Origin of the sequence: Variovorax sp. PMC12, assembly GCF_003019815.1 — a bacterium.
Taxonomy (GTDB): Bacteria; Pseudomonadota; Gammaproteobacteria; order Burkholderiales; family Burkholderiaceae_C; genus Variovorax.
This window is the reverse complement of the sequence record NZ_CP027774.1, coordinates 1,006,035-1,018,135: the sequence shown is the minus strand read 5'-3', so window position 1 is coordinate 1,018,135 and position 12,101 is coordinate 1,006,035. Positions and strand designations below refer to the sequence as shown.

At 69.0% G+C, this 12,101-nt stretch carries 11 protein-coding genes and 1 pseudogene; 6 read left to right on the top strand and 6 right to left on the bottom strand.

Going from position 1 to position 12,101, the window contains the following annotated elements:
• Positions 1 to 7: 7 nt before the first annotated feature.
• Positions 8 to 934, bottom strand: coding sequence for a histone deacetylase family protein (locus C4F17_RS32050; protein WP_106938384.1), 927 nt, complete (start codon positions 932 to 934; stop codon positions 8 to 10).
• 70 nt (positions 935 to 1,004) lie between these two features.
• Complete coding sequence (locus C4F17_RS32045; RefSeq protein ID WP_106938383.1) at positions 1,005 to 1,430, bottom strand: Hsp20/alpha crystallin family protein; 426 nt, start codon at positions 1,428 to 1,430, stop codon at positions 1,005 to 1,007.
• Between the two features lie 140 nt (positions 1,431 to 1,570).
• Between C4F17_RS32045 and C4F17_RS32040 the strand changes: the two genes are divergently transcribed.
• Entirely contained in the window at positions 1,571 to 1,978 is a 408-nt protein-coding gene (locus tag C4F17_RS32040; RefSeq protein ID WP_199852011.1) for a c-type cytochrome, read from the top strand.
• On the opposite strand, the gene C4F17_RS32035 is transcribed toward C4F17_RS32040, so the two are convergent.
• Positions 1,884 to 4,574, bottom strand: a complete 2,691-nt coding sequence (locus C4F17_RS32035; protein ID WP_106938382.1) for a bifunctional acetate--CoA ligase family protein/GNAT family N-acetyltransferase — start codon at positions 4,572 to 4,574, stop codon at positions 1,884 to 1,886. The genes C4F17_RS32040 and C4F17_RS32035 overlap by 95 nt on opposite strands.
• Before the next feature lie 112 nt (positions 4,575 to 4,686).
• Here C4F17_RS32035 and C4F17_RS32030 point away from each other — a divergent pair, with 112 nt between their 5' ends.
• A complete protein-coding gene (locus C4F17_RS32030) occupies positions 4,687 to 6,102 on the top strand; it encodes a phenylacetate--CoA ligase family protein (RefSeq protein ID WP_159053802.1) in 1,416 nt (471 codons plus the stop codon).
• A gap of 19 nt (positions 6,103 to 6,121) precedes the next feature.
• Here the strand turns inward: C4F17_RS32030 and C4F17_RS32025 are convergent, their stop codons facing one another.
• A complete protein-coding gene (locus tag C4F17_RS32025; protein ID WP_106938380.1) occupies positions 6,122 to 6,955 on the bottom strand; it encodes a universal stress protein in 834 nt (277 codons plus the stop codon).
• 1 nt (position 6,956) lies between these two features.
• Entirely contained in the window at positions 6,957 to 7,220 is a 264-nt protein-coding gene (locus tag C4F17_RS33055; RefSeq protein ID WP_159053801.1) for a hypothetical protein, read from the bottom strand.
• A gap of 180 nt (positions 7,221 to 7,400) precedes the next feature.
• Between C4F17_RS33055 and C4F17_RS32020 the strand changes: the two are divergent.
• Positions 7,401 to 9,200 (top strand): annotated as a pseudogene (locus C4F17_RS32020) (adenosylcobalamin-dependent ribonucleoside-diphosphate reductase); the annotation flags it as partial.
• A 65-nt stretch (positions 9,201 to 9,265) separates the two neighbouring features.
• Here the strand turns inward: C4F17_RS32020 and C4F17_RS32015 are convergent.
• Complete coding sequence (locus C4F17_RS32015; protein ID WP_106938378.1) at positions 9,266 to 10,525, bottom strand: MgtC/SapB family protein; 1,260 nt, start codon at positions 10,523 to 10,525, stop codon at positions 9,266 to 9,268.
• A 137-nt stretch (positions 10,526 to 10,662) separates the two neighbouring features.
• Between C4F17_RS32015 and C4F17_RS32010 the strand changes: the two genes are divergently transcribed.
• The 3 genes from C4F17_RS32010 to C4F17_RS32000 all read left to right on the top strand — a co-directional run bounded on the left by C4F17_RS32010 (position 10,663) and on the right by C4F17_RS32000 (position 12,074).
• Positions 10,663 to 11,250 carry an NAD(P)H-dependent oxidoreductase gene (locus C4F17_RS32010; protein WP_106938540.1) on the top strand — a complete coding sequence of 196 codons (588 nt, stop codon included), beginning with the start codon at positions 10,663 to 10,665 and terminating at the stop codon, positions 11,248 to 11,250.
• Positions 11,251 to 11,254: 4 nt separating this feature from the next.
• Complete coding sequence (locus tag C4F17_RS32005; protein ID WP_106938377.1) at positions 11,255 to 11,758, top strand: hypothetical protein; 504 nt, start codon at positions 11,255 to 11,257, stop codon at positions 11,756 to 11,758.
• Positions 11,759 to 11,843: 85 nt separating this feature from the next.
• Entirely contained in the window at positions 11,844 to 12,074 is a 231-nt protein-coding gene (locus tag C4F17_RS32000) for a hypothetical protein (RefSeq protein WP_106938376.1), read from the top strand.
• Positions 12,075 to 12,101 lie beyond the last annotated feature (27 nt).

Sequence of the window (12,101 nt, the reverse complement as noted above, 5' to 3'; positions counted from 1 at the left end):
GCCGTGGTCAGTCCGCGCCTATCAGCACCTTCACGTGCGCCGCGGCGCTGCGGGCGAGGGCGCTGAGCGCATAGCCGCCCTCCAGGCAGGAGATGACGCGGCCGTGGCAATGACGCTGCGCCACGTCCATGATCTGCCGCGTGACCCAGGCATAGTCCTTCTCCACCAGGCCGAGATTGCCCATGTCGTCCTCCCGGTGGCCGTCGAAGCCCGCGGAAACATAGACAAGCTGCGGTGCGAAGGCATCGAGCGCCGGCAGCCAGCGCCCGGTGACGGCCGCGCGGAACGCGTCGCCGCCCGATCGCGCGGGCAGGCCCACGTTCACCATATGCGCACCGTTGTCGTCCTCGCCCGAAAAGGGGTAGATCCCCTTCTCGAAGATGGAGCACATGAGGACGCGGTCGTCGCCCCGGAAGATGTCCGCGCTGCCGTTGCCGTGGTGCACGTCGAAATCGATCAGGGCCACGCGCTGCAGGCCGTGCACGTCCAGCGCATGCCGGATGCCCACCGCCACGTTGTTGAAAAAGCAAAAGCCCATGGCCGCGCCGCGCGTGGCGTGGTGGCCGGGCGGACGCACGTTGCAGAAGGCCGTGGGCACCTTGCCCGTCAGCACCAGGTCGGTGGCCAGCACGGCGGCGCCCGCGGCGCGCAGCGCGGCCCGCACGGTGTGTGGGTTCATGAGGGTGTCGGGATCGACGAAGCGCATGCCTTCGCTGGGGGCGTCGGCGATGAGTTCTCGCACGTACGACATCGTGTGAGCGCGTGCGAGCTGGGAGCGCGTGGCGAGCGGCGCGTCGTGCGGCGCCATGTAGTCGAGCAGGCCCGCGATCAGGAGGCGGTCATGGATCGCGGAAAGCCGCTCGGGGCACTCCGGATGGCCCGCGCCCATGTCATGCCGGGCGCAGTCGGGATGGGTGATGTAGGCGCTGAGCATGCGGTTTGCCTCGAAGACCGGTTCGGTCCGCGCGGCAAGCCCGCAGTCGGCGCCGCCAGTCGGGCCGTGGCTACTGGATCTTCAGGACGTTGTGAGTGCCGTTCGCACGCTTGGGCAGCGTCAGGCGCAGCACGCCGTTCTCCAGCTTCGCCACGGCAGTCTTTTCGTCGACTTCGGTGGCCAGCGAGAAACCGCGCGAAACGCTGCCGTGGTAGGTCTCGCGGACGATGGAGCGGCCGTGCTTCTTCTCCTCGTCCTTCTTGATCTCGGCGGAGATCGAGACATAGCTGCCGTCGATCGACACGCGCACGTCTTCCTTTTTCGCGCCGGGGAGCTCGGCGGTGACGAGGTATTCCTTGTCGTTCTCGGTGACGTCGACACGGATGTCGGCCGGCAGTTCGGTTTCGTCCATCATCTGCAGCGGACGGGCCCAGCGGCGCAGCATGTCGGGAAAGAGGTTCTCGATGCGGTCCAGGCGGGACAGTGCGGTGTTCATGCGCGATGCTCCATGAATGAGTTGAGGGAATTTCACTCTAGGCAGTCGCATCGCATGCTGCGTTGCGCTGGATCAAGGGTGCGTTCTGTTACCGCGAGACCATGGCGCCTTCTTCCTCCGTCATCCAACAGGAGAGTCCCATGCGTTCCATGCACTTCTCATCGTCCGGTGGCCGCCGCATGACGGGCCTGGCCGTGCTCGCGGCTGTCGCGGTCCTGCACGGCAGTCCACTGCGAGCCCAGACCGGGTCGCCGTCCCGCGGGGAACTGCTCTACAACGCGAACTGCGTGGCGTGCCACAACGAAAAGATGCACTGGCGGGGCCGAAAACTCGTCAACGACTGGGAAAGCCTCGCAGAGCAGGTACGGCGCTGGCAGCAGGCGTCCTCGCTGGGTTGGGGCGATGAAGACATCATGGAGGTCTCGCGCTACCTCAACGACCGCTTCTATGGCTTCACGCCGAGGAATACGACGGGCCTGCTGAAGTCTTCAGCTCCAGCACCATCCGCTTCAGCCCGGACGTGGGCGGCTCTGCCGGATCGGCCTTGAAACCCATCGCGGCCGACAGCTTGAGCATGCGGCTGTTCTCGCGCAATACGAAGCCGACCAGGCGTTCGAGGCCCCGGTGGCGCGCATGTTCGATCAGGCGCTCGAAGAGCAGCGCGCCGAGCCCCTGGCCCTTGAGATCGGAGCGCACGATGATCGCGAACTCGGCCTCCACGTTGTCGGGGTCGCTCACGGTGCGGGCGACGCCCAGTGTCTCGGCATTGCCCTGCGCGTCCGTGGCCTCGGCGATGAAAGCCATTTCGCGGTCGTAGTCGATCTGGGTCAGACGGGCGAGCTCGCTGCGCGGCAATTCCTTGCGCACGGAGAAGAAGCGCATGCGGGTGTCTTCCGCATCCAGCGAATCGAGAAAGCGCCGGTGCTGCGCTTCATCCTCGGGGCGTATCGGCCGGACCACGATGGCGCGGGCGTTCCAGGTCTGCGCGCGTACCCACTGCGCGGGGTAGGGAAGGATCGCGAAACGCTCGGCGCCACCCACCGGCGTGCGCGACAGCCGCACGCGGGCGTCCAGCGCCAGCGCACCGTTCTCGTCGACCCACAGCGGGTTGATGTCCAGCTCGGCCAGCTGCGGAAGGTCGGCGAGCATCTGAGACACCGCAACGAGCACGTCGTACAACGCATCGAGCCGGGCCGGCGGATGGTCGCGAAAGCCGCCCAGAAGGCGGGCCACGCGTGTGCGCGACACCAGTTCATGCGCCAGCGCGCGGTTCAGCGGCGGCAGCGCGATGGCCGTGTCGCCGATGACCTCGACCGCGGTGCCGCCCTGGCCGCAGAGGACCACCGGTCCGAAGACCCGGTCGATGCTGGCGCCGACGATGATCTCCTGCGCATGCGGGCGGTGCACAGTGCGCTGCACGGTGAAGCCGTCGATCCGCGCCAGCGGCCGGGCGTTTCGCACCGCATCGAGCATCTCGCGCGCAGCCTGCGCCAGGGCGGATTCATCGCAAAGACCGAGCCGCACCCCGCCGACGTCCGATTTGTGGGTGATGTCGCGCGACAGTATCTTGAGCGCCACCGGGTAGCCGACCCTGCCCGCCGCCTCGATGGCCGCCTGCACTGTCGCGGCCACCGCCAGCGTGGGCACGGTCTCGATGCCGTAGGCCTGCAGCAGCGCCTTGGCTTCCTGCTCGCCCAGCCATTCGCGCCCCTCGGCCAGTGCGGTGTCCAGCGGCGTGCGGACCGTGAGGACGTCGGGCACCGGATTGCGGCTGGCGCCTGGCGTCTCCATGAGGATGTCCTGGTTGCGCCGGTAGGTCTGCAGCATCGCGAAGGCGTGCACCGCCTCTTCCGGTGTCGCGTAGTCCGCCACGCCGGCGTCCTCGAAGAGCTTGCGCGCCTGCGCGACCCCGTCGTCGCCGAGCCAGGCGCTCATCACGCGCGAAGTGTGGCTGCGCACCAGCGGCAGGCAGGCACGCGCGATGTCCTCGCTGCGCACGATGGCTGTCGGCGCGTGCATGAAGAGCACCGCGCCCGCCGAGTCGGCGGCCAGCAGCGCCGAGAGCGTCTCGGCATAGCGTTCGACCGGCGCGTCACCGATGATGTCCACCGGGTTGGCGTGCGACCAGTTCGCGGGCAGCAGTGCATCGAGGCGAGCCAGCAGTTGCGCACCGGGCTCGGCCAGCAAGACGCCCTCGCGGGCAGCCGCGTCGGCGGCCATCACCCCGGCGCCGCCGCCGTTCGTCATGATCGTGAGCGTGCCGTGCCTGTTGCCACGAAAGCACGAAAGCGTTTCAGCTGCGATGAACAGCTCCTGCAGTGTGTCGACGCGCAGCATGCCGGCGCGGCGGATGGCCGCGTCGTAGACCGTGTCAGAACCGGCCAGTGCGCCCGTGTGCGAAGTGGCCGCCTTCACCCCGTTGCCCGCGCGCCCGGCCTTCACCACGATCACCGGCTTGTTGCGCGCGGCCGCGCGTGCGGCCGACATGAACTTGCGCGGCGATTCGATGGACTCCACGTACAACAGGATCGAGCGCGTGCGCGCATCGCTGGCCAGGTGGTCGAGCAGGTCGCCGAAATCGACGTCGCAGTGGTCGCCCAGCGAGATCAGGTGCGACAGCCCGACGCCGCGACTGCGTGTCCAGTCGAGCACGGCCGTGACCAGCGCACCCGACTGCGAGACGAAGGCCACGTCGCCCGCCAGCGCATCGGTGTGCGCAAAACTGGCGTTCAGGCCAATGTGGGGGCTCAGGAGCCCCAGGCAGTTCGGGCCGAGCAGCCGCAGCGTGAAGGGGCGTGCCGCCTCCAGCGCGGCTTGCTTGTGCTGCGCGCTCAAGCCCGCCGTGACGATCACCACCGCGCGCGTGCCTGAAGCGCCCAGCTCGGCGACCAGCGGCGCCACGGTGGCCGGCGGCGTGCAGACCAGCGCGAGGTCCGGCGCGGCGGGCAGGTGCGCGGTATCGGGAAAGATCGGCACGCCGTCCAGCGACGCGTGCTTGGGATTCACGCCGTACACCGGCCCGGCGAAGCTGCCTCCGCGCAAGTTGCGCCAGACCGTGGCGCCGACGCTGCCGGGCCGGCTGGAGGCGCCGATCACGGCGACGGAGGCCGGCGACAGCAGGCGGTCGAGATGGCGAATGCTCAAGGAAGGCTCCGGAGTGGTCGGCCATGGTGCGGGGCGCAGCAGGTCCGTGGGTTGATGCATGTCAAGCCGCCGTGCCTGTGCGGGCGCAAGCTGCGAGTCCGAAGGAGCCGTCATGCACCGCCACTACCCTGAAGCCGCGCCCAAGCCGCCGACGTTCGACCCATGGCAGGCATACGTGGTCGCGGCCGAGGTGTCGATGGCCACGCAGGCCTCTGCCGAATCGCTTGCCGCGCTGGGCGCGCAGCGGCTTGCGGCGCTCCTGGCGAGTGCGGCCGCGAACTCGCCCCGGTACCGGCGTCTGCTGGCAGGGTGCGATCCGGCCACCGTGCGGCTCGAAGACCTGCCGGTGTCGCACAAGGCGCAGCTGATGACCGATTTCGAAGGCTGGGTGGCCGATCCGGCGCTTTCGTTGCAGACACTGCGCGGCTTCGTCGCCGACCCCGCGAAGATCGCGATGGCCTTCATGGGCCGCTACACGGTGTGGGAGAGCTCGGGCAGCACGGGAGAGCCCGCGATCTTCGTGCAAGATGCGCACGCCATGGCGGTGTATGACGCGCTCGAGGCGCTGCGCCGTCCGCTGCTGCGGCCACTGGACCGCCTGCTCGATCCGTGGAGCCTGACCGAACGCATCGCCTTCGTCGGCGCGACCGAAGGGCATTTTGCAAGCACGGTATCCGTCGAGCGGCTGCGGCGCCTGCAGCCGGGCCTGTCGCAGCGTCTGCGCGGCATCTCCTTCCTGCAGCCGCTGGACAGGCTGTGCGCCGAACTCGATGCCTTCGCCCCCACGGTGGTGGCGACCTATCCGAGCGCCGCGGTGCTGCTCGCGCAGGAGCGGCGCGCCGGCCGGCTCGAGGCGGCGCCGCGCGAAGTCTGGACGGGCGGCGAGACGCTGTCGGCCGCCGGCCGTGCGTTCGTGCGCAGCGCATTCGGGTGCCCTGTGGCCAACAGCTATGGCGCCTCGGAGTTCCTCTCGCTCGCTTTCGAATGTCCGCTCGGCGTGTTGCATCTCAACAGCGACTGGGCGATCCTGGAGCCCGTCGATGCGCACGGCCGCGCGGTGCCCCGAGGCCATGCCGGCACCACCACCTTGCTCACCAACCTGGCAAATCACCTGCAGCCGTTGATACGCTACGACCTGGGCGACCGGGTCACGCTGCGGGACGCGGACTGCCAATGCGGCTCGCACCTGCCGGCCCTCGACGTGCAGGGGCGCGACGACGACACGCTGCGCCTGGACGGCGCCCACGGCATGCCGTCGGTGAAGGTACTGCCGTTGGCGGTGACCACGGTGCTCGAGGAAGAGGCCGGCCTGTTCGACTTCCAACTGGTGCAGCAGGGGCCGCGCGAGCTCCTGCTGAAGTCCTGCGCCAAGGATGCGCAGGCCGCGCAGACCCTGCGCAAGGGGCGCGAAGTGCTCGGGGCCTTTCTCGAGGCGCAAGGCGCCCGGGGCATCCGCATCCATTGCCGCAGCGGCGAAGGTGCGCATTGCGGGCGCAGCGGCAAGACCCGGCGGGTGATCTCGCTCTGAATGCCGGTGGCCCTCCCACTCAGTGCGCCATCCAGACCGGAATCGAGGCCGATTCCAGCACCGTGCGGGTGGCGCCACCGAGCACGAGTTCGCGTGCGCGGCTGTGCCCGTAGGCGCCCATGACGACCAGCCCCGCGCCGATCTGCGCCGCCAGGGACAGCAGCGCCTCACCGGTGTGCCTGTTGTCTTCCAGGGGCCGATGGCCTTGCGTCTGCCCGATGCCGTGAAGGCGCAGATAGTCCCGCAGCCGGGATATCGGCGACACGGGATCATCGTCGTCCACCGAGGCCACCAGGTGGACCTCCTTCGCCGTCCGCAGCAGGGGCAGGGCAGTGGTGAGCGCATGGGCGGACTCGCGTGTCGGGCGCCAGGCGACCAGCACCCTTTCGGGCGCCGGCGAGACCCGCCCGGCGAGGGGGACGACCAGCGCCGGCTTGCCGCTGCCGAGCAGGACGGACTCGACGAAGTCGCCGGGCACGTCGAAGCCGGCCGTGTCCCTGGGATTGCGTTGCCCGAGCACCATGAGGTCGCAGGTGAGTGCGCTTCGCACGAAGCTCTCGATGACCGGTTCACCGCGCAGCTCGCGCCAGTCGCTGCGACTCGCGTTGTCCTGCAGAAGGCGCTCGAACGTGGCCGCGGCGTGGGCGCGGTGGTCGGCGTCCACCTCGCCGGCCATCGGCATGGGAGGCATGCCGCCCATCATCGGCAGCACCGCCAGCACGCTGGGGGACACCGCGAAAAGCGCGGTCAGCGACGACTCGTGCATGGCCGCAAGCCGGTGCGCGAGCCGCAGACGCACCTCGGCGCGGTCGGTGCCGTCCAGATGGACGAGGATCGAACGGATCGCGTTCATCTCAGGCTCCCTGGGAGGCGGAGGTGGGTCCGGGCTGGCCTCCGGCTTCGGATCCTGGGGGCATCGCATCACCGGCGCAGAGCCAGCGGCAGATGGTGTCGCCGCCAAAACGCAAGGGCCCGCGCTCGTGCAGGAAGCCCCAGGCAATATCACCCTGCGCGTCCAACGGAACACCAGCTGCGCGCAACAGGGCGATGCGTTCCGATTCCGTGGTTCCGAAGGGAATTCGCACGGTGATGTCGGGGATCCGGAAGTGACGTGCCATGGTTTTCCTCATGTAGGTGCCCGCCGGTCGTGCCGGTCATGCCGGTCTCGTTCCGCGCGATGCGATGGATTCGGGTGCACTCTAGGAGGGCGCCCGGACCGGCGACTTGCGCTGGATCAAGGCGTGGCGAGCGTCGCCCGCCAATCATGGGCGTCCCTGCCTGGATTCCCGGTGATGCACATGGCGAGCGCTATCGTCGACGACCCGTCCTTTCCCGCACTGCCGATGCAACCGATCAGCCGCGACGTGCTGATGGAGAAATACGCCCGCGCAAGCGAGCGGTGCATCGAAGACATTCAACACCGCGTGGCGCAAGCCCTGGCACAGGCCGAAAAGCCCTGGGACCGCGAAGTCTGGGCCTCTCGCTTCCTGCGCGCGATGCAGGATGGATTCGTACCCGCGGGGCGCATCCAGTCGGCCGCCGGCACGACGCTGGCGGCCACCCTGATCAACTGCTTCGTGCAGCCCGTCGGCGATTCGATCACCGCTGAGGACGAGGGACACCCGGGCATCTACATCGCACTGGCAGAAGCGGCCGAGACCATGCGCCGGGGCGGCGGCGTCGGCTACGACTTCTCGCGCATCCGCCCGCGCGGGGCCTGGGTGGCCGCAACGCAATCCAGCGCGTCGGGGCCGGTCTCGTTCATGCGCGTCTTCGACCGTTCGTGCGAGACCGTGGAGTCCGCCGGCGCGCGGCGAGGCGCCCAGATGGGCGTGCTGCGCTGCGACCATCCCGACATCGAGGATTTCATCGGTGCGAAGGATCACGGCGAGCTGACCAACTTCAACCTGTCGGTGGGGCTGACCGATGCCTTCATGCAGGCCGTGAGCGACGACGCGACCATCGAACTGGTGCACCGGGCCGAACCCGGGCCTCGCATCCGCTGCAGCCTCCATCATCGGCGTGGCGATGGAATGTGGGTGTACGGCACGCGGCCCGCTCGAGCCTTGTGGGAGCGGATCATGCGATCGGCCTACACGCATGCCGAGCCCGGCGCCATGTTCCTGGACCGCATCAATGCCGAGAACAACCTCTCCTATTGCGAGACGCTCTCGGCCACCAATCCTTGCGGCGAGCAGCCCTTGCCACCCTACGGGGGATGCTGCCTCGGATCGATCGACCTGACGCGCTTCGTCAAAGACCCGTTCGAGCCTGAGGCGCGCTTCGACGAAGAAGGCTTTTCGCACCTTGCCGGCATCGCCGTGCGCATGCTCGACAACGTGCTGGACATCACTGCCTGGCCACTGGAGCGCCAGCGACAGGAGGCGCTCGGCAAACGGCGCGTCGGCCTCGGTTTCATGGGGCTGGGCGATGCGCTGGTGATGCTCAACCTGCGCTACGACGCCCCGGAAGGCCGCGACGCCGCGAGGCGCATCGCCCGGGCCATGCGGGATGCGGCCTACGGCGCGTCGTGCGCACTCGCCGTGGAGCGCGGTGCCTTCCCGCTGTTCGACGCCGATCGCTACCTGGGCGGCCACACCTTCGCGTCCCGGCTCCCGGAGCCCATGAAGGCGCGGATCCGTGCGCACGGCGTGCGCAACTCGCACCTGTTGTCGATCGCGCCGACCGGCACCATCAGCCTCGCGTTCTCGGACAATGCGAGCAACGGCATCGAGCCGGCCTACGGCTGGGCCTTCGCGCGGCGCAGGCGGCTGCCCGCGGGCGGGGTCGAAGAGTACGCGGTAGAGGACCATGCGCTGCGCCTGTTTCGCCAGCGCAAGGGCATGGATGCGGCGCTCGGGCCGGCCTTCGTCACCGCATTGCAGATGAGCACGCTGGCGCATGTGGAGATGGTGGCGGCCGTGGCGCCTTACATCGACGCGGCCATCTCGAAGACCGTCAACGTCCCTGCCGGCTGTGCATACGAGGATTTCAAGGACCTGTACATGCAGGCCTGGCGACTAGGGCTCAAGGGCCTGGCGACCTACCGGCCGAACCCGTTGCTGGGCGCGGTGATGGAGGCCCACCCGCGCCCGGCATGCGGGGGGTGTGCGACGCCGGTCGCACAGGCCTGAGGCACGCGCAGCCATCGTGCCGGGGGCACTCAAACGTCCCCGCGCCAGACAGCGGCGACGCATGCGAAGGCCAGGCTTACCGCGAGCGCGACGGCCACGCGCAAGGCGTAGCGCCTGCCGCCGGCCGCCACGGCCACCACGCAGCGCGTGAGCGTATTGGTTGCGACCGCCACGAGCACTCCCCGGATGAAATGCTCGGTCGACAGCGTACCGGCCGCTTGCAGCGAGGCGAGCGAGGCGATGGGCGCATGCGCATCGAGCAGTGCAGCGAGCGCGATGCTGATCTGCAGCCCCGTGTCGCCGAACCGCCGCTGCGCCGTGCCCACCAGCAGCGCGACGAGCGCCAGGGCAAGTGCCACCATGAGCGCTTCGCGCGGATGCAAGGCGCTGCGGGCACTGGCGGGCGCCTCCGGCGCGACGGCTGGCGGGTGCGACAGAAGCGGCAACAGACCCACCGCCGCCGCGCCCCCCGCACCGGCCAATGCCACAGGCAGCAGCGCGACTGCCGCCTGCGGAGACAAGGCTGTCGTCATCGCCAGCGCCAGCACCCAGGTGGCCACGGCCGACAGGGCTGCGGCGCTGGCCAGCAGGCCGGTGTTCAGCGGCTGCTCGCGTGCGCGGTTGCCGAACGCAACAATGGTGGCCGTGCTCGACACGAAGCCGGAGGCCAGGCCCGCGCCCAGCAGGCCGCTGCGCATGCCCAGCCAACGCACCGCCGCCTGTCCCGCCGCCTGTATCCCCATGATGAGCAACACCATCGCGGCCAGCGGCCGCGGCGCGATGCCGCCAAGCATCTCGATGGGGCCGGACGGAATGAGCGGCAGCGCGATCAGGGCGAGCGCGGCGAGCAGGGTGCCGTCGTGCAATTCCTGTTCGCTGAGCAACTGCGTGGCGAAGCGGTGCAGCCGGCGGCGCGTCGCCAGCAGCAGGGTCAGGCCGGTGCCGCAGGCCGCTCCCAACGATGGTTCGATGACGCACAGCACGCCGACGAGATAAGTGGTGAACAGAGCGAGTTCGGTGGTCATGCCGGGGTCTCGCGATCGGCTCTGCCAGTGCGACACGGCCCCCAGCAGCGCGACGAACGCTCCCCCGATGGGAACGAGCGCCGGTACGGGCAGGATTTGCGCAACCGCCCCCGTCAACGCCGCGATGGCGAAGGTGCGCAACCCTGCGGCCGCGCGCCGGTCGCCATCGCCCTTTCTGCGCTCGCGCTCGATCCCGACCATGAGACCGATGCCCAGTGCCACGGCCAGCCCGACGATCGCATCCGATGGGCTGAAGGTGTTCATGCGCCCAGTGTCCTCGGGGACGGCATCGCGTCAAGGCATGTCGGTCATCGGCATGGCGTTAGATCGCGCGGGATTGATTTTTCGCAAGTCCGGGGGCCGCGCCGGACGAGAGGATGAATCCTTCCTTTTCGAATCCCATGCCAAAGAACATTCTCCTGCTGCAGGGGCATCCCGATGCGTCGGGCATGCATTTCGGCCATTCGCTTGCCGATGCCTATGCGCACGCGGCGCAAGCGTCCGGCCACGACGTCCGGACCATCCGGATCGCGGAACTGGAGCTTCCGTTGCTGCGCAGCAAGGCGATGTGGGAGTCCGGAGCACTGCCGCCTGTGCTGCAGCCGGCGCAGGAGGGCATCCTGTGGGCCGGGCACATCGTGCTGTTCTTCCCGCTGTGGCTCGGCGGCATGCCCGCCATGACGAAAGGTTTCCTGGAACAGGTGCTACGGCCCGGGTTCGCGCTCGGGAAGTCCGAGCAAGGCGGCATCGGCACCAAGCTGCTCAAGGGTCGCTCGGCGCGCATCGTCGTGACCATGGGCATGCCGGCGCTGGTGTACCGCTGGTACTTTCGCGCGCACAGCCTCAAAGCTCTGGAGCGGAACATCCTCGGCCTCGTGGGCATCGCACCGGTTCACGAGACCCTGATCGGACAGGTCGAAGGCATGGGCGACATCCAGCGCGAGCAATGGCTGCGCAAGTTGGCCACGCTGGGAAGCGAGGGCGCGTGAAGGCATGAAAGCCCGCCCGCTGATCGTCGGCCTTGCGCTCGGAATCTCAGTTGCCCAGAACGCCGTTGCGCAGGTGGCCGGTGCCGTGCGGATGGACGACACCGCGACGACAGTGAACGTCGTCGCGGTGCCGGTAGCGCAGCTGCAGGTGCGCGCAGGCCGTCTCGTGCTGCCCGATACCGACCGCCGGACGCTCGGCCTGCAGCCCGCCTTCGTCCATGCGCCGATCACCCGCACGCAAAGTTCCATCGTCGAGCGCGCGCAGCGCGATGTCGACCGGGCGCAACAGGCTGTCGCCCGGCTCGAGCGCATGGGCGCACCAGGCACAGGGCAGGCCGGGGCGGACCTGGAGAGGCGGATCCTCGTGCTGAGGCAGAGCCAGAAGGAGGTAAAAGACAGGATGGCCGAGATGGATGCCGCCGACGCTGCGCAATGGCAGGCCGCGGAGGCTGAAGTCCGCCGGGCTGCCGCCCGCCTGCGCGCCGCGATGCGCGATGCCGGCAGTTGAAGGGCACCTGCGCATGGCTTGATGCGCATCAAGCGGTGCCTGCCGGTGAGTTCCTAGGATGTCCTCTGGCTCTTGGAGACACCACATGCCCAGCAATGCTTTCTCGACGACCCCTGCTGCTTCCGCGACCTCCGGCGGCGACTATTTCCAATCCATCATGAACTGGCAGCTGGCTGTGGGCAAAAGCATGCTGCTGGCGCAGCGAGAACAGTGGGAAATGCTGGTGGGCTGGCAGCGCGCGATCGGCGCTGCGCAGCGCGAGGTCATGGACCAGTGGATCTGCCGCTTCGGCGGGGGCGTGCCGATCGACGGCTAGGCAGCTGCCGCGGACCTGGCGCGCTCC